The sequence below is a fragment of the Lactobacillus jensenii DSM 20557 genome (assembly GCF_001436455.1).
GTDB classification, from domain to species: domain Bacteria; phylum Bacillota; class Bacilli; order Lactobacillales; family Lactobacillaceae; genus Lactobacillus; species Lactobacillus jensenii.
The window spans coordinates 38,958-58,667 of record NZ_AYYU01000001.1; the positions used below are offsets into that span (position 1 = coordinate 38,958).

Below are 19,710 nucleotides of genomic sequence, written 5' to 3' on the forward strand. Positions count from 1 at the left end.
GAATAAACTTTGAAAAGAGCTTTTACATTTAGTCGCTTTATAAAAATAAAATCACAATGTTTTTGGGATAAACTAAATATCATTAGAGCAGGAATTTTAGGTGCTAATGATGGTATTATCTCAGTTTCAGGAATTGTATTGGGAGCAAGTGGTGCTAATTTAGACAGTAAGACCCTATTAATTGCGGGTCTTTCAGGAATGCTAGCCGGAGCTTGCTCAATGGCAGGTGGAGAATGGATGTCTGTTTCTACCCAAAGAGATATCTTGATGAAGAAGTTAGAAAAACAGACTATTGATGAGGATTTAAAACTGAAAAAAACAGATGGCTTAACTCCTATTAGTGCGGCTTTAAGTTCTTTTTGTTCTTTTATTGCTGGAGCCATTATCCCCCTATGCGCCATGACTTTATCACCAATGAATTTACGAATTCCAATAACGCTTTTTGCAATGATAATATCTTTAGCGCTTAATGCATTTATTAGTACTCTTAATAGTGAAGCATCTGTCAAAAAAGCAATTTTTAGAAATATTTTTACTGGTGTTTTAACAGGCGTCATAACTTTTACCTTGGGAAGTGCTGTATAAAATAATTTTGTTAGTTAAATAATAGAGTTTTTCCTTGTAAAACAAGTGTCAGGGTAGTAAACTAAAGTAGTTGTATTTGTGAAACCTCACATCTGCAACCGCACATGCTAGGTCACAAGTCTTTCATGTGAAGGCACCTGGCTTGGCGAGTCTAAGTATTTTTTATGGAGGTGTACAAATGTACGCAGTAATTAAGACCGGTGGTAAGCAATACAAGGTTGCTAAGGGCGACAGTGTTTTTGTAGAAAAGCTTGATGTTGAAGCTGGCGAAAAGGTAACTTTTGATCAAGTAATTCTTGTTTCTGATGGTAAAGACGTTAAAGTTGGTACTCCATTAGTTGAAGATGCAAAAGTTGTGGCTACTGTTGAAAAGCAAGGTAAGGAAAAGAAGGTTGTAACTTTCAAGTACAAGCCTAAGAAGCACTCACACAGTAAATATGGTCACCGTCAACCTTACACTAAGGTAACTATCGAAAGCATTGAAGCTTAATAAGAGGTGAATAATATTATGATGATGAATAACTTTTCAACTATGAACTTATTTGCCCACCACAAGGGTGGTGGTTCAACTGCCAATGGTCGTAACTCAGCTGGTCGTCGTCTTGGCGCAAAGCGTGCTGACGGTCAAGCAGTAAACGCTGGTTCAATTATCTACCGTCAACGTGGTACTAAGATCCACCCAGGTAAGAACGTTGGTATCGGTGGTGACGACACTTTATTTGCTTTAGTAAATGGTGTTGTTAAGTTTGAACGTCTTGGTAAAACTAGAAAGCAAGTTTCTGTTTACCCAGTTGAAGAAGCAAAATAAGACTATTTTTTGCAGACTGAAGGCATAATGTCTTCGGTCTTTTTTAATATTTGAGGTATAGCTTATGACTGACTCTTTACTTTTGACATTGACACAAGCAAGGATTAACAAAGTTCTTGAATTAATGAAGCAATATAATGCAGATGCCTTCTTAATTTTTAATCAAGCTAACTATCGTTATTTAACAAATTTTACAGGTGAAGAAGCTCAATTAATTTTGACAAATAGTGGTGATCGCTATTTATTATCAGATTCTAGATTTGCCGGTCAAATCAAGGCTCAAGCAAGTGGAGAATTGACCGCAATTATGAAGCAAACTAGCGAAGTAAATGAAATTAGTCGAGTTTTAAAAAAGCTAGCAGTAAAGAAACTAATTGTTGAAGGTGAATTTATTTCAGCAACTGAGTTTTCTGAACTTGAAGAGGCTAATCCAGATTGTCAATTTGTCCTTGTAGAAGAACTTGTTGAACAAGTTAGAAATGTTAAAGATGAGTTGGAGTTACAAGCTCTACAAAAGGCTATTTCCATTTCACTAGAAAGCTTTAAAGAAATTTTACCGATGATTAAACCTGGAGCAGTTGAAAGAGACATCGCTGCAAAGCTAGATTATCTATTTAAACTTAATGGTGGTGATGGGCCTTCATTTGAAACAATTATTGCTTCAGGTGTGCGTTCTAGTTGGGCTCATGGTGTTGCCAGTGATAAGGTAATTGAACAAGGAGATTTAGTAGTCTGTGATTTTGGTAGCTTTTATGATGGCTATACTGCTGATATTACTAGAACTGTTGCAGTTGGTAATGTAGATGTTGAATTAGAGAAAATATATAAGATTGTTCATGAGGCTCAAAGAAGAGGAATTGAAGCTGCAGTAGTTGGTAATACTGGGTCAGATGTAGATAAGGCGGCCAGAGATTATATCTCAGAGCAAGGATATGGTAAATATTTTGGTCATGGGATAGGCCATGGAATTGGTTTAGAAATCCATGAATTGTGTATGCCAGCCTTACCTTTCAAAAAGCAAAAATTAGTTAATAATATGGCTATCACTGTTGAACCGGGAATATATCTTCCTGAAAAAGGCGGTGTTAGAATTGAAGATGATATTTTAGTTAATGGAGAAAGTCCAGAAACTATGTCATCGTTTAAAAAAGATGAACTAATTCACTTATAAATTAGTAAGAGTATGGAAATCTTTACCTATAATTGGTAAGATATTTAAGTAGAAATGAGGGATTACTTATGACAATGATCTCAGTTAATGAGTTCAAAAACGGATTAACCATTGAACATAATAATGATTTATGGAGAATTATCGAATTCCAACATGTTAAGCCTGGTAAGGGTAGTGCTTTTGTTCGTTCAAAATTAAAGAGTTTAAGAACAGGCGCAGTTCAAGACTACACTTTCCGCTCAACTGAAAAAGTTAACACAGCTGATATCCAAACTAAGCCAATGCAATACTTATACAACGATGGCTCAAGTTATGTATTTATGGATATGAACACTTACGAACAACTTGAAATTCCAAATGCTGAAGTTGATCGTGAATCTAAGTTTTTAAAGGAAAACATGGAAGTTAATGTTATCATGCATGGTAGCGAAACTTTGGGAATTGATTTACCAAATACTGTTGACCTTGAAGTTGCTGAAACAGAACCAGGTATTCGTGGTGATACTTCTTCCGGTGGTGGTAAGCCAGCTACAATGGAAACTGGTTTAGTAGTAAATGTTCCATTCTTTATTAATGCTGGTGATATTTTAACTATTAACACTGCTGATGGTAGTTATGTATCACGTGCTAATAAGTAGTATTAATATTACGAGGTAAGAAAAATGGCTGATAGTTCAACAATTCTTTTGACCAGTAATCAAGCTGGTGACGAAATCAAGATTGATTTAAGCGTTTTGGAAGTGATTTTAGCAATCGCTGCTGAAAAAGTTGATGGTGTTGCTGCGATGCGTGGTAGTTTAAAGTCTGGGTTGAACTGGGTCTTAGGACGCCAAGATCGTGGTAAAGGTGTAGCTGTTTCAGTTAATCAAGATCACAAGATAGTAGCTGATGTCTATGCCTACTTTGATGCAGGTGTTAATGTTCCTAAGGTTGCTGCCAAAATCCAAGAAAAGTTGGCTGGGCAACTTTCTCAAATGACGGATCTAACCTTAACTACGGTTAATGTACATGTAGTTGGCCTTATTTTCCCAGATGAAAAAGCACATGTTACTAAAGTAGAAGAAGACAAGAAGGAATTATTTCCTGAGTCAGAAAAGGATGGGGAATAATGTCGCAACACGATAGTCGTAGAATTGCAATGCAAGCAATTTTTCTCGCTAATGGCGAACCAGATCTGACTATTGAACAGGTGGAAACAAAAGTTGCTAAAAGTTTAGATTTAAAAGAAATCCCTGCTTATGCTCATGAAATTATTGCTGGTGTTTTAGCTAAGAGACCTGAGATTGAAGCTGATATTAGCAAGTATCTTAAAAAGGGCTGGCGTTTAGAACGGGTAAATCGAATTTCTGTAGCAATCATGGAAGTCGCAATCTTCGAAATTAGTCAAAGTGATGCAATTTCAGCTCCAGCAGCTGTAAATGAAGCTTTAATTTTGTGTGAAGAATTTGATGATCCAAAATCTAAATCATTTATCAACGGAATTTTGGCAAATTTTATGCCAAGCAAGTAATTAATGCCGGCTTTTGCCGGCATTTTTTGTTAAGGAGATGTAGTTGATGGGAGAAATACTAGATGGTAAGGCATTAGCTAACGTTTTATCTGAAGAAATTAAAGAAAAAGTTAAGGTAATGACTGCTAGCGGAATTAAGCCACACTTTTGTGTAATTAATATTGGTGATGATCCAGCGAGCAAAGTATATGTCAGAGCGAAAAAAAGACGTGCTGAGAAATTAGGAATTGATCAAGAAATTTTTCAATTACCTGCAGAAACTACTGAAGAAGAAGCTTTGACCCTAATCCAAAAATTGAATAAAGATCCCCAAATTAATGGTGTAATGGTTCAACTTCCTGTACCAAGTCAAATTAATTCAGATCATTTAATTGAAGCAATTAATCCAGAAAAAGATGTCGATGCCTTAACTGCAACTAATGTGGGTCGTCTATGGCAAGGAACACATTTTGTTAAACCTGCTACAGCCTGTGGCATTATTGATTTATTAGATCATTATAAGATTTCAATTGATGGTAAAAAGGCTGTTATCATTGGTAGAAGCAATATTGTTGGTAAGCCATTAGCTGCATTATTGCTTGAAAGAAATGCTACCGTAACGTTAGCACATTCACATACTAAGAATTTAGTGGAATTAACAAAGCAAGCTGACATTTTAGTGGCTGCTGTTGGAAAGGCAAAGCTTGTCACCGAAGATATGGTAAAAGAAGGAGCAGTTGTAATTGACGTCGGTATAAATCGAATCGACGGTCATTTGGTTGGAGATGTTGATTTCGAAAATGTTAAAAAGAAAGCAAGTTATATTACTCCAGTTCCAGGTGGGGTTGGCCCATTGACTGTTGAGAGTTTAATGCAACAAGTTGTTGCCTTGACAAGGAGACAAAATGGAAAGTCATGATAAATATTTATCTGTTTCTGATTTAAATTATTACATCAATTTAAAATTTAAAAACGATCCATATTTGCATCAAGTATTTTTAAAAGGTGAATTATCTAATTTTCGCTATCGTAGAAATTCCCATCAATATTTTTCATTAAAAGATGAAAAAGCCAAAATTAATGTAGTAATGTTTCGATCAGCCTTTGAAAAGTTAAAATTTAAACCAGAAGAGGGTATGAAAGTCTATGTAAGTGGTTATATTGGCGTTTATCCACCACAAGGCTCATATCAATTTTATGCTCAAACGATGGAGCCAGCTGGTTTGGGTGAGCTGTATGAAAGATTGCGTCAATTGCAAGAAAAGTTATCTAAAGAAGGGCTTTTTGCTGCCGAACATAAGAAAAGATTACCAAGATTTCCAGATAAGATTGCTGTTGTAACTAGCGCATCAGGTGCTGTTATCCATGATATTATGGTAACCGCTAACCGGCGCTTTCCGCACGCTGAAATAGATCTGTTCCCTGCTCAAGTTCAAGGTGAAACAGCAGCTGCAAGTTTGGTAAATGCTATGGAGCAAATCAAAGAGCGTGCTGATGAATATGATGTAATGATTATTGGACGAGGCGGAGGATCACTGGAAGATTTATGGCCATTTAATGAAGAAGAAGTGGTTCGTTCCGTGTATAGTATGCCTATGCCTGTCATTAGTTCGGTAGGCCATGAAACTGATACGACCTTGTGTGATTTAGTTGCTGACGCTCGAGCAGCTACTCCGACAGCAGCAGCAGAGTATGCAACACCTAATTTGAGCGATGAATTAGCAGGATTGCATCAGTTGCAAAGCAGACTCTTAACAAGTATGCAATCATGCATTCGGGAACGTAAACAGGCACTTCAAAGAATTCAAAACTCTCCTATTATGCGTGAACCAATGCGTCTTTATGATCAACAAGCACAAAGTGTCGATCAACTAGCCGGAAGACTGATGCAGATTATCAAAGTTATTTTGCAGAATAATCGTCAAAATTTAAAAATTAGTGAGCAAAAGTTATTAGCGCAAAGTCCCAAAAGATTGCTTGAACGAACTAAACAAAGTAATGATTATTTAAATCAGCGATTATTCAGTGCAATGAAAACTTTTTTGAAAGATAAAAGAACTCTTTTTCAACAACAAGTCCAAACCCTTGAAGATATCAGTCCTCTTAAAGTGTTAGGTCGGGGATATATATATACAAGTAACCAAGCTGGAGAGACGGTTATGTCAGTTAAAAATATAGCCAAGGATGAGGTCTTAAATTTACATTTTGCAGATGGTAATGCTGAAGCTAAGATTTTAGAAGTAGAGGATAATGAAAATGCCAAGTAAAAAAAATAATTTTGAAGAACAATTAGCAGATCTTGAGAAAATAGTTAATAATCTTGAAAATGGTAATGTTCCATTGGATGAAGCTTTGGAACAATTTCAAGCTGGAGTGAAAATTAGCCGAGATTTAGAGAAAAAGTTAACAGCAGCAGAAGAAACAGTTGCTAAATTAATTGATAAAGACGGCTCTGAACATGAATTAGATCCACAAAATGCAGCTGCACCAGAGGAATAAAATGACAGAATTTACCAACTTTTATAAAAAATACCAACCAATTATTGATCATTACCTTGAACAACATTTAGCTAGTGAAATTGAAGATAAGAAGTTTAGCCAAATTATGGCTTACTCAGTTATGGCAGGTGGTAAAAGACTTCGACCATTACTTTTTTTGGCAACATTAATTTCTCTAGGAAAAGAAATTAATGAAAAAGAAATACGAGTTGCTTGTGGAATTGAATTAATTCATACGTATTCCCTAATTCATGATGACTTACCAGCGATGGATAATGATGATTATCGACGTGGAATGCTTACTAGTCATAAAAAATGGGGCGAAGCGGAGGCAATTTTGGCAGGTGACGCATTATTACCTATGGGGCTTGAATGGATTGCTAGTGCTAAAAATGCTGAAATGGTGGCTGTAATGGCAAATGCAATTGGCCCCAATGGCATGGCTGGCGGACAATATTTAGATATTGATTCAACTAATAATGAAGCTGTTAAAGAAGATAATAATTTTATTAATCGAATGGAATGGCTTAAAACTGGTTGCCTTATTAAAGCTAGTGTTGAACTTGCAACAATTTATGCTAATGCAAATGATCTTTTGCGTAAGAACTTAGTTGATTTTAGTGCTAATTTTGGGCGAGCTTATCAAATTTATGATGATTTAGTTGATGTTATTCAGACTAGCCAAGAAGCTGGCAAAGCAACTCATAAGGACGAAGAAGAAGGTAAAAATAATACTTTAACTTTGCTAGGGATTGATCAAAGTCGAGAAGAATTAAAAGAATTGATTTCGGCAGCAAAATCTAATTTAGATGGATTAAATAGTGAAGTATTGTTAGGATTCTTAGACCTATATAAAAAGGTGTTGTAATGGCTAAAGAACGTGCAGATGTAATTTTATTTAAACAAGGACTCTTTCATTCCCGTTCTCAAGCACAAAGAGCAATTATGGCGGGTTTAGTTACAGATCATTTACATCAAAGAATTGATAAGGCTGGGGAAAAATTCCCAGAAGATGAACATTTTTATATTAAAGATGATGGTCAAAAATATGTATCTAGAGGTGGCTTTAAATTAGAAAAGGCACTAAAAGTTTTTGACATTGATTTAACTGACAAATTATGTTTAGACATTGGTGCATCAACTGGTGGATTTACTGATGTTGCATTGCAAAATGGGGCCAAAAAAGTTTACGCTCTTGATGTAGGCTATAATCAACTGGCTTGGCAGCTCAGAGATGATTCAAGAGTAGTTGTGATGGAAAGACAAAACTTTAGATATTCTAAATCAGCAGATTTTACAGATGGTTTACCTGATTTTGCAATGACTGATGTTTCTTTTATTTCATTAGATTTAATCATGCCACCTATGTTTGAAATACTAAAAGATCAGTGTGATGCTGTTTGTTTAATTAAACCACAATTTGAAGCTGGACCTGAGCATGTAGGGAAAAATGGTATTGTTCGCGATCACAGTGTACATGAAGCAGTTATCAAACATACCATTGAAAAGGCATTAGAAATCGGTTTTGATGTCTTGGGAATTGATTATTCTCCTATTAAAGGCGGAAAAGGTAATATTGAGTTTTTAATTCATCTTCGTAAAAATCTTGCAGATCCTAGTCAGCTACTATGGGATGGCGATATTAAATCTGTAATTGATGCTGCTGTAAATCAGCTTTAAAGGAGAAAGAACAATGTTAGTTGAATTAGACATTCAGAATTTTGCAATTATTAAAAATCTGAAAATCAAATTCAAGAAGAACATGACTGTCTTGATTGGTGAAACTGGGGCAGGGAAATCAATTTTAATTGATGCACTCTCTCTACTTTTGGGTCATCGTGCCCAAAGTGAAATGATTCGTTCAGGTGAAAAAAAGGCAATTGTAACGGGTCTTTTTACACTTAATGAAACTCAAAAACAAATTGTTGAGAATTTATGTGATGAATATGGATTACCTTTAGATGGTGATGATCTGATTATCAGTAGAGAATTATCAAATAAAGGGCGAAATGTAATCAGAATTAATGGTCAATTAACGACAATTACAGTTTTAGCACAAATAGGACAATATTTAGTTGATATCCATGGACAAAGTGATCAACAAATATTAATGAATCAAGATAGGCAAATTGACTTAGTCGATGAATACGCAGGTCAAGATTTTAAAGTTGAGCTTGAGAATTATCAGACACTTTTTAAAAAATGGATAGAATTAACAAATAAATTAAAGCATTTACAAAAAGGTGCTCAGGAATTAGCTCAACGGCATGATATCCTTCAATTTCAAAAAGATGAACTTGATTCTGCTGATTTAACAGATATTGACGAAGATGAAAAGCTAGAACAAGAATATGCAAAACTCAATAATTATCAAAAAATCGCAGAAACTGCTAATTATTTAGTGCAGTTATTTGATGATGATGAGCAAGGGCTAACAACTTTATTAGGTAATGCACAAAATGCTGCAGATGAGCTAGCCGAATATGGATCTGATTTTAAGAATATGGCCCAGTCATTATCAGATGGGGTATATTCATTATCAGATAGTCGAAGTGAATTAGGTAATATAATGGATAATTTAGATTTTGATGAAGAAAGATTCCAATATGTTACTAATCGACTAGATACCTTGAATAACTTAAAAAAGAAGTATGGCCCAGATTTATCAGATGTATTTGATTTTTATCAAAAGATTTCAAAAGAGCTTAGTCAATTTGAAATGGGTGGTCTAGATGAAGATAAACTTCAAAAGGAAATAGGCCAACTAGAAGATAAAATGTCTGTATCAGCTCAAAAGCTTCATCAATTAAGAGAAAAAACTAGCTCACAACTTGAACAAGAAATTAAGTCTGAATTAGCAGATTTATTTATGGAAAAAGCTAGATTTTCTATCAGATTTGTTCAATCAAAAACTTTTAATGAACTAGGAACTGATGAAGTGGCATTTTACATAGCTCCTAACCCTGGTGAAGAGTTGATGCCACTTGTCAAAATTGTTTCTGGTGGTGAACAATCCCGTTTGATTTTGGCCTTAAAAACTATTTTTTCAAAGGTTGAACCTGTTGGAACAATGGTCTTTGATGAAATTGATACTGGGGTTTCTGGTCGAGTGTCAGCAGCCATCGGAAAGAAAATGCATTCAATTGGACAGCAAAAGCAAGTTATTGCAATTACGCACTCTGTTCAAGTAGCGGCAAGTAGTGATTGGCGTTATAAAATTGAAAAGCATGTTGAAGATGGCAATACTTACACTCAGGTTCATATGCTTAGTGATCAAGATAGTGTAAAAGCCATTGCACAAATGATGGCCGGAATTAATATAACATCAGCTGCAGAACAAAATGCTGCAGATTTAATTAAAAGAAGTCATGAAAAGTAAATAAAAAGCTGAGAAGTAACGCTATTATGCGAAACTTTTCAGCTTTTTGTTTTATTACGCAATATCTGTTCGAAAAATATCAGGAATATTGACGATATTAATTGCATCGGTATCAATATTTTTTATGATAATTTTATTATTAGGGCCGACCTTAATAATTTTCCCAATAATATTGGTATTATCTTTAAGTGTAAGTAAAATATAACTGCGATGTAATAAAGCATAGCTAAGGTTAGTTAAAATGTAATGTTGTTTTTGTCCAACAATAGAAAGTTGATCTTGATCATAAGCAAAAATATCTTCAAACAAGTTAAAAGTTTTAGTTACTAAGTTTTTTCCAATAAGCTGTAAATTCTTCATACTCTCAATCTCCTAAACGCACTTTTAAATCCTAAATCAATCTCGAACAGCTGTTTGATTAAATTATACGAACAAGCGTTTAAAATGCAAGCAAAATTCGAAAATATGTTTGGAAAAATTGGAATTTAATTATGAGAAAAAAGTAGTGAAACTTGAAAAATCTGCTAGTTTAGTGCAATATAGAATTATTAATGATTTTTAGGAGCAATCATGGCAAGTAAAGGTTTATTATTGGTTCTATCAGGACCTTCTGGTGTTGGTAAAGGTACAGTAAAAAGCGCAATTGTTGAAACTAAGGCTTTTCCATTTGAATATTCAGTTTCAATGACTACTAGAAAACCTCGACCTGGTGAAGTAGATGGAAAAGATTATTACTTTGTAAGTGTTGATCGTTTCAAAGAAGCTATTAACCAAGGTGAGCTTATTGAATATAATCAATATGTAGGCAATTACTACGGTACACCGTTAGCTCCAGTAAAAAAGATGTTGAGCGAAGGTAAGGATGTTTTGCTTGAGATTGATGTTAATGGTGCACAAAAAGTTCGTCAGCAAATGCCAGATGGTGTTTTTATCTTTTTAACGCCACCGGATTTGCACGAATTAAAGCATCGCTTAGTTCATCGAGGAACAGATTCAGAAACTGTAATTCAAAATCGGATGAAGCAAGCGCGTAATGAAATTATGATGATGTCTGATTATGATTATGCAGTAGTTAATGATACTGTCGCAAATGCAGTTAGTCACATTAAGGCAATTGTTGAGGCAGAACATGTTAGTGTTAAGCGCGTAATTGATTCATATCGGAAAATGGTTGAGGAGGACTAATATATGAAAATCACATATCCATCAATTGACAAATTATTAGATAGAGTTGATTCAAGATACTCTTTATCAGTTTTAGCTTCAAAAAGAGCTCATGAGCTTGAAGCAGGTAGCCCAGCAGCACTTGAAAAATTTAAATCATCTAAGTCAGTTGGTCAAGCATTAGAAGAAATTGCTGCAGGTAAGGTAATTATTGACCCAGATCATAAGACTAATATTGATTAGTTAGTTAGACCTTCATCGCTAAGATGAGGGTCTTTTTAGCAGGTGAAAAATATGATAGCGCAAGTAATTGTAGATGTTGCGGCTAAGCAAACAGATCGAATTTTTGAGTATAATATTCCAAAGCAAATTTCCGATTTAACAATTGGAGCGCGCGTAGTTGTTCCTTTTGGTCCAAGGAAGGTACAGGGATTTGTTGTTGGCTTAACAAAAACTAGTCAGTATCAAGGAAAGCTAAAAAATTTACTGTTAGTAGTTGATGAACAAGCTCCATTGACTCCAGAATTGGTCCAATTATCAGAATATTTAGCAAAAACAATTTTTTCTTATCGTATTTCAATTTTGCAAACTATGCTACCTAGTGTCATGAGAGCAAAGTATCGTAAAATATTAGTTCCAGCAACTAGAGAAGCAGAAGACTTGCCAATTTTTAAAGAAAAAAGTATTGATTTGGCTAAAGTTACTAATTTAGAAGAAATTGCCCAAATTAATCAATTATTGAAAAAAGATTTGGCTAAAATTGAATATGCAGTTGAAAATAAAGCAAAAGAAAAGACCAAAAAAGTTTATTATCTTACATCTACTTTAGAAAATTATCAAACAATTAAGCAAAGTCTACGTTCAAATGCCGTAAAACAAGCAGAACTATTCCAGTTTATAATTGAACATTTTCAGCAATTCCCATTTGATTATGAACAATTAAAAAAATATAATTTATCATTTTCAGCAATTAATACTTTAGTCAAAAAAGGCTTGCTTCGAGTTAAAGAAAAAGAACAGTATCGAAACCCTTTGACTGATTTTTCCAAAAGAACTAAGCCAAAAAGTATTACATTAAATCAGCAACAAACTGCTGCGTTGCAACAAATAAATGAAAGTATTGAAAGGTCTGAGTCAAAAACTTACTTACTTGAAGGAATAACTGGAAGTGGAAAAACTGAAGTATATTTACATGCTATTAGTAATGCATTACAAAGGGGAAAAAATGCATTAATGCTTGTTCCAGAAATTTCTTTAACACCACAAATGGTTAGCCAAGTTAATGCACGTTTCGGAAAAGAAGTGGCGGTTTTACATAGTGGCTTATCAGAGGGAGAAAAATATGATGAATGGCGTCGAATTCGACGTGGTGAAGCTCGGGTAGTTGTTGGAGCTAGAAGCGCTATTTTTGCACCTTTAAGTAATATTGGCCTAATTATTATTGATGAAGAACATGAAGCATCATATAAACAAGAAGATACACCGCGATATCATGCAAGAAATGTAGCCATTTGGAGAAGTAAATTTCATAATGCACCCTTGGTCTTAGGAAGTGCTACCCCATCTCTTGATAGTCGCGCACGAGCACAAAAAGGTGTTTATAAGTTATTGCGGTTAACTAAAAGAGCTAATCAAAAAGCACTTCCAGAAGTTAAGATTATTGATTTGAAATCTGTCGAATTTGCTGGAAGTCAATTTGATTTATCAACGGATTTAGTTAAGGCTATCAAAGAAAAACTGCTAAAAAATGAGCAAATAATTTTGCTACTTAATCGCCGTGGATTTGCTAGCTTTATGCTCTGTCGAGATTGTGGTTTTGTATTACAATGTCCTAATTGTGATTTATCTTTAACCATGCACAAAGATACAAGGCAGATGATTTGCCACTATTGTGGCTTTCATCAACCAATTCCAAATCGCTGTCCTAATTGTCAAAGTAGTAAGATTCGCTTCTTAGGAACTGGAACACAGAAAGTTGAAGAAGAATTAACAGAATTACTTCCTGGTGCTAGAGTTTTAAGAATGGATGTTGATACAACAAGGCGTAAAGGTAGCTATAAAGAAATTTTAGATAAATTTGGTGCAGGAAACGCCGATATTTTACTTGGTACCCAAATGATTGCTAAAGGTCTTGACTTTCCAAATGTAACTTTGGTTGGAGTAATTAATGCCGATACAGCACTTTATTTGCCAGATTATAATGCAAGTGAAAAGACTTTTGAATTATTAACACAAGTTGCTGGGCGAGCAGGACGAGCAGAAAAAAGCGGGCAAGTTATGATTCAAACTTATAATCCTGATCATTATGCAATAAAACTTGCTCAAAAACAGGATTATGAAACTTTTTACCAAACTGAAATGAAGGTTAGATATCAAGGAAATTATCCACCTTTTTTCTTTACAAATTTAATTTCAGTAGCTTCAAAAAATGAGCAAAATGCAGCTAAAGAAGCTTTTGCTATCAAGAGAATATTAATGCGCAACTTGCATGCTCCAACAATCATTTTAGGGCCTACTCCAAGTGCTATTTCCAAAATAAATAATCAATATTATTATCAAATACTGGTAAAATATAAACGTGAACCTAAATTGAATGAATTGCTTCACCAAATTCAAGACTTGGCTCAAGAGAAGCAAAAATATGGCTTAAATATATATATAGATACTCAGCCGGGAAGAATATTTTAATGAAAGAGGGATGAATATGACATCAGTTATTTTCTTAGGAACACCAAATTTTGGTGCAACAGTTTTAGAGGGATTAATAAAGAACAGTTATCAAGTTTTAGCTGTAGTAACACAACCCGATAAAAAAGTGGGCCGAAAGCAAAAATTAACTCCTTCTCCTGTTAAGGAAATGGCTCAAAAATATGATTTGCCAATTTATCAACCTGCACGTTTACCTAGAAGTGAAGAACTTGATACTTTGATTAATTTACATGCTGATTTAATTATTACAGCAGCTTATGGACAATTTTTGCCAACTAAGTTTTTGAAGAGTGCTAAGATTGCGGCTGTCAATGTCCATGGCTCGCTTCTTCCAAAGTACCGTGGTGGTGCACCAATTCAATATTCTTTGATTAATGGTGATAAGGAAACAGGTGTAACCATTATGGAAATGGTTAAAGAAATGGATGCTGGTGATATGTATGCTCAAGAAAAGTTATCAATTGAACCAGATGATACTGCTGGCAGCCTGTTTGAAAAAATGGCAATTTTGGGACGAGATTTACTTCTTAAAACTTTACCAAGTATTATTGATGGTAGCTGTGATAAAAAGCCGCAAGATACTTCTAAGGTAGTCTTCTCTCCAAATATCAGTAAAGAACAAGAAAGAATAACTAAAGATATGACTGCAAGTCAAGTTCACAACTTGATCCGTGGCTTAAACCCTGATCCAGGTGCTTATTTAATAATTAATGGTCAAAGAATGAAGGTTTGGGCTTCAGAAGTAACAAATGAAACTACTCAATTTCCGGCAGGTGCTTTAGTAGATAATCATAAACGATTTGCGGTAAGTTTTGCTGATAATACTGTTCTTAATCTTACTGAAATTCAGCCAACTGGAAAAAAGAGAATGGCTGGTCGTGATTATATGAATGGTAAAGGATCAAGTTTGAAGCTAGGAGAAGTAATTATTGATGACTAATTCAGCGCGTGCTGTAGCATTAGCTACTTTGATAAAAGTATTTAAGCAAAAAAGCTACTCAAACTTAAGTCTAAGCCATGCTTTAAATGAAAATAATTTATCTCAAAAAGATCAAGCCTTTGTTACTCAATTAGTTTACGGAACGATTCAATATCAATTGTTTTTGGAATATCAACTAAAAGACTTATTAAGAACAAAATTAAAAGAAGATTATCTCAAGCCTCTTTTGTTAATGTCTGTTTATCAATTAATTTTTTTAAATAGGGTACCTAATCGAGCAGTTCTTGATGAGGCCAATAAGCTTGCTAAAGACTTTGGTAAAAAGAATTCTTCCGGCTTTCGGCTTGTAAATGGAATTTTGCGTTCATTTTTAAGACGTGGGCAAGTGTTGCCCAGTCCTAAAGATCCTGTCCATTTTTTGAGTATAAAAGAAAGTATGCCAGAATGGTTAGTTCAATATTTTGTTAAGAACTGGGGCTTAAAGCGGACAGAAAAACTATTGATAAGTTTAAATGAGCGAGCAGAAAATAGTATTAGAGTTGCTAAGGGGCTAGATCACTCTAAAATAGTCAATAGCCTTCAGAAACAGGGCTTTTCAGTAAATGAATCAACTTTAGCAGACAATTGCTTTATAGTAGATCATAGTATTGTTAATACTAATGAATTTAAGTCAGGGCAGATAACAATTCAGGATGAAGCTGCTAGTTTAGTAGTTGATTGTTTTGATTTACGTGAAAATGATCATGTTTTGGATACTTGTGCAGCCCCTGGTGGAAAAACGACCCAACTAGCAGAAAATTTGTCGCATGGAAAAGTGACAAGTTTAGATATTCATAAAAAGAAGTTAAATCTAATCAAAAAATATGCGCAAAGAATGCATGTTGATGACCGGGTTGAAACGCTTGCTTTAGATGCTAGAAAGGCAGCAGAACATTTCTCTGATACAAAATTTAATAAAATACTAGTTGATGCGCCATGTTCTGGCTTGGGTTTACTAAGAAGAAAACCAGAAATTCGCTATGATAAAACTATAAAAGATGTTCATAATTTAGCAAGAATTCAATTGGCTATTTTGGATAATGTTGCACAGTTATTAAAGAAAAATGGTGAATTGGTTTATTCAACTTGTTCAATTACGATTGAAGAAAATGAGCAAGTGATAGCAGAGTTTTTAAAGAAGCATCCAGAATTTGAGTTAATGCCGATAACTTTATCTAAAGTTCAAAGTAAGAGTAGTTTAAAGATTCTTCCAGATACTTATGGTAGTGATGGATTCTTTATTGCAAAAATGAAATTAAGAGGTTAAATAATTTGATTGAAACAGCTTTTGCATCAAGTATTGGTCGCGTTAGAAAGACTAATCAAGACTTTGTTCAAGTATATGAAAATCAAAAAAAGATAAAAATGGCAGTCGTCTGTGATGGAATGGGTGGCCACCAAGGTGGGGATGTCGCTTCTACTATGGCAGTGAGTCATTTAGGACATGATTTTGCTAAGACAGATTTTGAAACAGCAGAAATGGCAAAAAAATGGTTGCAAGTTCAATTAAAACTGGAGAATGAAACTATTTTGCGCGCTGCTGATCGCTTCCCAGATTTAAATGGAATGGGAACCACAGTGGTTTTAGCAATTTGCTTTGAAAAAAATGCATTAATTGCCCATTTAGGTGACTCGAGAGCATATCTATATTCAGGTGAAAAGTTTATTCAATTGACTGAGGATCATTCATTAGTGAATGAACTTGTAAAAATGGGACAAATTACTAAAGAACAAGCAAGAAATCATCCACAAAAGAATATTATTACCCAAGCTTTGGGCGTCTCAAGTACTATTAATCCTGAGTTTAATCGCCCTATTATCCAAGAAAATGACGTTATTTTGCTTTGTACTGATGGATTGACTAACTCATTAGAAGATGATCAAATTCATCAAATCTTGGCAACTAAGTCATTATCATTAAATGAACGCTGCAAAAAATTGATTACTGAGGCAAATCGGTTAGGTGGCGGAGATAACATAACAGTTTGCCTGCTTTTATGCAAGGCAGGTGAAGAAAAATGATAACGCAAGGTTATTTATTAGGTGAACGTTATAAAATTCTGGATACCTTAGGCGAAGGTGGAATGGCTAATGTTTATTTAGCCGAAGATATCATTTTACAAAGAAAAGTAGCTGTTAAAGTTTTAAGACTCGACTTGCAACGTGATCCACAAACTCTGAAGCGCTTTACGCGTGAAGCGATGTCAACTAGTGAATTAAGTCATCCAAATATTGTTTCAGTGCTTGATGTTGATACTGATCAAGGCCTTCCGTATATGGTAATGGAATATATAAAAGGACCAGATTTACATCAATATTTGCATGATAATTATCCATTACCTTTTACGGAAATTATCAGAATTATGGATCAAATCTTGAGCGCGGTTGCTCTAGCTCACAAGCATAATATAATTCACCGTGATTTGAAGCCAGAAAACATTTTGATTGATAAAGATACTGGAAAAATTAAAATTGCTGATTTCGGAATTGCAGTTGCTTTAAATCAGAGTACAATTACACAAACTAACTCTACAATGGGGTCTGTTCATTATATGTCACCAGAGCAGACTAAAGGTGGTTTAGTTACTAAGCAATCAGACATTTATTCATTGGGAATTATTTTATATGAGCTTTTAGCAGGAAAAGTACCTTTTGGTGGAGAAACAGCAATTTCAATTGCTTTAAAGCACTTGAAAGAGCCACTTCCAGATTTGAAGAAAGTTGTTCCTAATTTACCTCAGTCACTTGAGAATGTCGTTCTTTGTGCTACTGCCAAGGACCCTAGAGATCGGTATGAATCAGTTTTGGCAATGAAGGCTGACTTAGATACTGCTCTTAATCCCGAAAGAGCTAATGAACCTGTCTTTAAACCATCACACAATCCCGCTTTAGAGGAAACTAGAGTTATTCCAACAGTTATTCCTAATGAAGATGCTGCCTTAAAAAATATTAAAGAAGAGAAAAAACAAGAGTCCAAGCCGGCTAAGAAGAAGTTTTGGAAAACCTTTAAGGAACATAAGATTTGGCTAATTAGCTCAATTTTTGCAATTCTTGTCGTTTTGTTTTGTCTTATTTTGGCTTTAAGTAAAACTAATCAAACGACGGTTCCTGATGTAAGTAATTTTAACGAGGAACAAGCTAAGCAAGCACTTCAAGCAGCAGGTCTTAAAGTAGGAGAAATTGAATATCAGCATTCAGATACGGTTGCAAAAGACAAAATTATAAAGACCTTACCAGATAAGGGACTTTCAATTGAAAAAGGTAAGAGTGTTGATTTAGTTGTTTCTAAAGGTGCAGGTTTAACAACGGTTCCAGATTTAGTTGGTGTTGCATATACACAAGCTAAAAAACGTTTAGAAAAATTAGGCTTTAAAGTAGAAAAACAAACCGATTATTCTTTTGAAATTAGCCGTAATTATGTTATGAGTCAGAGTGTTGAAGCTGGCGAGCGAGTAAATGCAGCTAAAACAACAATTATCTTGGTTGTTTCTAAGGGAAAATATAAAAAAAATAAGCCTAAGCAATTTAAGGTTAAAGATTTAACAGGATATTCATTAAAGAAAGTCCAAGACTATGCTGAAGATAATGGCTTAACACTAAAGATTGATGAGCATTATTCAGATTCAGTCGAAAAAGGTCTAATTATTTCACAAAATCCAACAGTTGGAACAACAATGAACCGTGGTGATACTTTAGAAGTTGTTGTATCTAAAGGAAAACAAGAAAGTTCTTCTGCTTCAAGTAATTCATCTTCTTCGGGTAGCTCAAGTGATTCTAGCTCCGTTAATAAGAGTGTTTCAATTAGTTATGACTCAAGTAAGACAAATAACGGTAATGGAAATCATATTCAAATTTATATTGCTGATGATAATCATCAAATAAGCAATATTTATCGTGATTTTTATATTACTCATGATACAACTTTGAATATACCTTTTAGTGTGAAAAATAGCTCAGGAACTTTGATTGTTGTTAATGATGGAACTACAGTAACAAATGAAAGGGTAACTAAATGATTACGGAAGGAATTGTAATCAGTTTAATTGCTGGATATTATGATGTAATGACGCCAAACGGTCTAGTGCGAACTAGGGCGCGTGGCGTTTTTCGCAAAAGACAAGAAAAGCCACAAGTTGGCGATTTGGTAAAAGTCCAACTTGATGAACATGGGACCAATTACTTGATTGAGGTTTTTGAAAGGAAAAATCGAATTGGTCGGCCGGCTGTTTCTAACGTAAGTCATGTTTTGCTTGTTATTTCCGCAGTTGAACCAGATTTTAGTGTAAATCTTTTAGATAGATTTTTAACTTTTTTTGAATGGCAAAAAGTACCAGTGACAATTTACCTTTCAAAATCTGATTTAGCTACTAAAGAGCAACTTGAAGCTATAAAAAGTGCTTTATCTTATTATGAAGAAATCGGCTACAGTGTCTTTAGTAATAAGAAAAAATTAGAAAAAGCATTGTTATCCTTGATTAAGGACAACGAGATTTGGACTTTAGCAGGGCAATCAGGGGCTGGAAAATCAACTTTGCTAAACTTCTTGAAAGAAGATGCAGGCCAAGATACGGGAGAGATTTCTAAGAGCTTGAATCGAGGTAAACATACAACACGAAGTGTACAATTATTTACTTATTCTGGAGGATTTATTGCTGATACTCCCGGATTTTCAGCAATTGATTTAGGCCCAATTAAAATTAAAGAACTACAAAATTATTTTGTTGAGTTGAATAAGGCAAGTAAGTTTTGTAAATTTAGAGGGTGTCAACATATTCATGAACCCAAATGTGAGGTAAAAGAGTTACTCTCTAAAAATAAGATTGCCCAATTTAGATATGATGATTATTTAGCACTTCGAACAGAAATTGAGGAGCAAAGGCTACCAGAATATCTAAAATAAGAAGTTAAAAATATAGAAAATGAAGGA

22 protein-coding genes and 1 other annotated feature are annotated in these 19,710 nt (G+C 34.4%); of the genes, 21 read left to right on the top strand and 1 reads right to left on the bottom strand.

Features of this window, described 5'->3' with window-relative positions:
- Positions 1–9: 9 nt before the first annotated feature.
- The 13 genes from FC45_RS00210 to recN all read left to right on the top strand — a co-directional run bounded on the left by FC45_RS00210 (position 10) and on the right by recN (position 9,931).
- Complete coding sequence (locus FC45_RS00210) at positions 10–585, top strand: VIT1/CCC1 transporter family protein (RefSeq protein WP_006587920.1); 576 nt, start codon at positions 10–12, stop codon at positions 583–585.
- An 86-nt stretch (positions 586–671) separates the two neighbouring features.
- Positions 672–748: a sequence feature (ribosomal protein L21 leader region), on the top strand.
- A 15-nt stretch (positions 749–763) separates the two neighbouring features.
- Positions 764–1,075, top strand: coding sequence for a 50S ribosomal protein L21 (gene rplU / locus FC45_RS00215; RefSeq protein WP_006584928.1), 312 nt, complete (start codon positions 764–766; stop codon positions 1,073–1,075).
- 18 nt (positions 1,076–1,093) lie between these two features.
- Positions 1,094–1,393 carry a 50S ribosomal protein L27 gene (rpmA, locus tag FC45_RS00220; RefSeq protein WP_006584927.1) on the top strand — a complete coding sequence of 100 codons (300 nt, stop codon included), beginning with the start codon at positions 1,094–1,096 and terminating at the stop codon, positions 1,391–1,393.
- Between the two features lie 64 nt (positions 1,394–1,457).
- The gene (locus FC45_RS00225; RefSeq protein WP_006584926.1) at positions 1,458–2,564 is read left to right on the top strand and encodes an aminopeptidase P family protein; all 1,107 of its coding nucleotides are present in this window, start codon (positions 1,458–1,460) and stop codon (positions 2,562–2,564) included.
- Positions 2,565–2,632: 68 nt separating this feature from the next.
- A complete protein-coding gene (efp, locus tag FC45_RS00230; RefSeq protein ID WP_006584925.1) occupies positions 2,633–3,202 on the top strand; it encodes an elongation factor P in 570 nt (189 codons plus the stop codon).
- 24 nt (positions 3,203–3,226) lie between these two features.
- Complete coding sequence (locus FC45_RS00235) at positions 3,227–3,673, top strand: Asp23/Gls24 family envelope stress response protein (protein WP_006584924.1); 447 nt, start codon at positions 3,227–3,229, stop codon at positions 3,671–3,673.
- Entirely contained in the window at positions 3,673–4,074 is a 402-nt protein-coding gene (gene nusB, locus FC45_RS00240; protein WP_006584923.1) for a transcription antitermination factor NusB, read from the top strand. The genes FC45_RS00235 and nusB overlap by 1 nt, the downstream gene beginning before the upstream one ends.
- A gap of 46 nt (positions 4,075–4,120) precedes the next feature.
- Positions 4,121–4,972: a bifunctional methylenetetrahydrofolate dehydrogenase/methenyltetrahydrofolate cyclohydrolase gene (locus tag FC45_RS00245; RefSeq protein WP_006584922.1), complete on the top strand. Its 852-nt coding sequence runs from the start codon at positions 4,121–4,123 to the stop codon at positions 4,970–4,972.
- On the top strand, positions 4,959–6,320 hold the full coding sequence (gene xseA, locus FC45_RS00250; RefSeq protein WP_006587919.1) for an exodeoxyribonuclease VII large subunit: 1,362 nt from the start codon (positions 4,959–4,961) through the stop codon (positions 6,318–6,320). Before FC45_RS00245 ends, xseA begins: the two co-directional genes overlap by 14 nt.
- Positions 6,310–6,552, top strand: a complete 243-nt coding sequence (locus FC45_RS00255; protein ID WP_006584921.1) for an exodeoxyribonuclease VII small subunit — start codon at positions 6,310–6,312, stop codon at positions 6,550–6,552. The genes xseA and FC45_RS00255 overlap by 11 nt, the downstream gene beginning before the upstream one ends.
- Before the next feature lies 1 nt (position 6,553).
- Positions 6,554–7,420, top strand: a complete 867-nt coding sequence (locus tag FC45_RS00260) for a polyprenyl synthetase family protein (protein WP_006587918.1) — start codon at positions 6,554–6,556, stop codon at positions 7,418–7,420.
- Entirely contained in the window at positions 7,420–8,232 is an 813-nt protein-coding gene (locus FC45_RS00265) for a TlyA family RNA methyltransferase (protein ID WP_006584920.1), read from the top strand. Before FC45_RS00260 ends, FC45_RS00265 begins: the two co-directional genes overlap by 1 nt.
- A 13-nt stretch (positions 8,233–8,245) precedes the next feature.
- Positions 8,246–9,931, top strand: coding sequence for a DNA repair protein RecN (recN, locus tag FC45_RS00270; protein WP_006584919.1), 1,686 nt, complete (start codon positions 8,246–8,248; stop codon positions 9,929–9,931).
- Between the two features lie 54 nt (positions 9,932–9,985).
- Here recN and FC45_RS00275 read toward each other — a convergent pair whose 3' ends face one another.
- Positions 9,986–10,291 carry a hypothetical protein gene (locus FC45_RS00275; protein WP_006584918.1) on the bottom strand — a complete coding sequence of 102 codons (306 nt, stop codon included), beginning with the start codon at positions 10,289–10,291 and terminating at the stop codon, positions 9,986–9,988.
- A gap of 210 nt (positions 10,292–10,501) precedes the next feature.
- Between FC45_RS00275 and gmk the strand changes: the two genes are divergently transcribed.
- Genes gmk through rsgA form a run of 8 tightly spaced genes read left to right on the top strand, consistent with a single transcriptional unit; the run spans position 10,502 to position 19,683 of the window.
- Entirely contained in the window at positions 10,502–11,116 is a 615-nt protein-coding gene (gene gmk, locus FC45_RS00280; protein ID WP_006584917.1) for a guanylate kinase, read from the top strand.
- 3 nt (positions 11,117–11,119) lie between these two features.
- Positions 11,120–11,338 carry a DNA-directed RNA polymerase subunit omega gene (rpoZ, locus tag FC45_RS00285; RefSeq protein WP_006584916.1) on the top strand — a complete coding sequence of 73 codons (219 nt, stop codon included), beginning with the start codon at positions 11,120–11,122 and terminating at the stop codon, positions 11,336–11,338.
- A gap of 51 nt (positions 11,339–11,389) precedes the next feature.
- Positions 11,390–13,783 carry a primosomal protein N' gene (gene priA, locus FC45_RS00290; RefSeq protein ID WP_006587917.1) on the top strand — a complete coding sequence of 798 codons (2,394 nt, stop codon included), beginning with the start codon at positions 11,390–11,392 and terminating at the stop codon, positions 13,781–13,783.
- 16 nt (positions 13,784–13,799) lie between these two features.
- A complete protein-coding gene (fmt, locus tag FC45_RS00295) occupies positions 13,800–14,744 on the top strand; it encodes a methionyl-tRNA formyltransferase (protein WP_006588399.1) in 945 nt (314 codons plus the stop codon).
- Positions 14,737–16,050, top strand: a complete 1,314-nt coding sequence (gene rsmB / locus FC45_RS00300; protein WP_006587916.1) for a 16S rRNA (cytosine(967)-C(5))-methyltransferase RsmB — start codon at positions 14,737–14,739, stop codon at positions 16,048–16,050. Before fmt ends, rsmB begins: the two co-directional genes overlap by 8 nt.
- A gap of 5 nt (positions 16,051–16,055) precedes the next feature.
- Positions 16,056–16,805, top strand: a complete 750-nt coding sequence (locus FC45_RS00305; protein WP_006584914.1) for a Stp1/IreP family PP2C-type Ser/Thr phosphatase — start codon at positions 16,056–16,058, stop codon at positions 16,803–16,805.
- Positions 16,802–18,799, top strand: coding sequence for a Stk1 family PASTA domain-containing Ser/Thr kinase (gene pknB, locus FC45_RS00310; protein WP_006587915.1), 1,998 nt, complete (start codon positions 16,802–16,804; stop codon positions 18,797–18,799). The genes FC45_RS00305 and pknB overlap by 4 nt, the downstream gene beginning before the upstream one ends.
- Positions 18,796–19,683: a ribosome small subunit-dependent GTPase A gene (gene rsgA / locus FC45_RS00315; protein ID WP_006584913.1), complete on the top strand. Its 888-nt coding sequence runs from the start codon at positions 18,796–18,798 to the stop codon at positions 19,681–19,683. Before pknB ends, rsgA begins: the two co-directional genes overlap by 4 nt.
- Positions 19,684–19,710 lie beyond the last annotated feature (27 nt).

Bases quoted from the DNA above. Each gene is read 5' to 3' on its own strand.
- rplU (WP_006584928.1), top strand. From the start codon at position 764: ATGTACGCAGTAATTAAGACCGGTGGTAAGCAATACAAGGTTGCTAAG.
- rpmA (WP_006584927.1), top strand. From the start codon at position 1,094: ATGATGATGAATAACTTTTCAACTATGAACTTATTTGCCCACCACAAG.
- FC45_RS00225 (WP_006584926.1), top strand. From the start codon at position 1,458: ATGACTGACTCTTTACTTTTGACATTGACACAAGCAAGGATTAACAAA.
- efp (WP_006584925.1), top strand. From the start codon at position 2,633: ATGACAATGATCTCAGTTAATGAGTTCAAAAACGGATTAACCATTGAA.
- FC45_RS00235 (WP_006584924.1), top strand. From the start codon at position 3,227: ATGGCTGATAGTTCAACAATTCTTTTGACCAGTAATCAAGCTGGTGAC.
- nusB (WP_006584923.1), top strand. From the start codon at position 3,673: ATGTCGCAACACGATAGTCGTAGAATTGCAATGCAAGCAATTTTTCTC.
- FC45_RS00245 (WP_006584922.1), top strand. From the start codon at position 4,121: ATGGGAGAAATACTAGATGGTAAGGCATTAGCTAACGTTTTATCTGAA.
- xseA (WP_006587919.1), top strand. From the start codon at position 4,959: ATGGAAAGTCATGATAAATATTTATCTGTTTCTGATTTAAATTATTAC.
- FC45_RS00255 (WP_006584921.1), top strand. From the start codon at position 6,310: ATGCCAAGTAAAAAAAATAATTTTGAAGAACAATTAGCAGATCTTGAG.
- FC45_RS00260 (WP_006587918.1), top strand. From the start codon at position 6,554: ATGACAGAATTTACCAACTTTTATAAAAAATACCAACCAATTATTGAT.
- FC45_RS00265 (WP_006584920.1), top strand. From the start codon at position 7,420: ATGGCTAAAGAACGTGCAGATGTAATTTTATTTAAACAAGGACTCTTT.
- recN (WP_006584919.1), top strand. From the start codon at position 8,246: ATGTTAGTTGAATTAGACATTCAGAATTTTGCAATTATTAAAAATCTG.
- FC45_RS00275 (WP_006584918.1), bottom strand. From the start codon at position 10,291: ATGAAGAATTTACAGCTTATTGGAAAAAACTTAGTAACTAAAACTTTT.
- gmk (WP_006584917.1), top strand. From the start codon at position 10,502: ATGGCAAGTAAAGGTTTATTATTGGTTCTATCAGGACCTTCTGGTGTT.
- rpoZ (WP_006584916.1), top strand. From the start codon at position 11,120: ATGAAAATCACATATCCATCAATTGACAAATTATTAGATAGAGTTGAT.
- priA (WP_006587917.1), top strand. From the start codon at position 11,390: ATGATAGCGCAAGTAATTGTAGATGTTGCGGCTAAGCAAACAGATCGA.
- fmt (WP_006588399.1), top strand. From the start codon at position 13,800: ATGACATCAGTTATTTTCTTAGGAACACCAAATTTTGGTGCAACAGTT.
- rsmB (WP_006587916.1), top strand. From the start codon at position 14,737: ATGACTAATTCAGCGCGTGCTGTAGCATTAGCTACTTTGATAAAAGTA.
- pknB (WP_006587915.1), top strand. From the start codon at position 16,802: ATGATAACGCAAGGTTATTTATTAGGTGAACGTTATAAAATTCTGGAT.
- rsgA (WP_006584913.1), top strand. From the start codon at position 18,796: ATGATTACGGAAGGAATTGTAATCAGTTTAATTGCTGGATATTATGAT.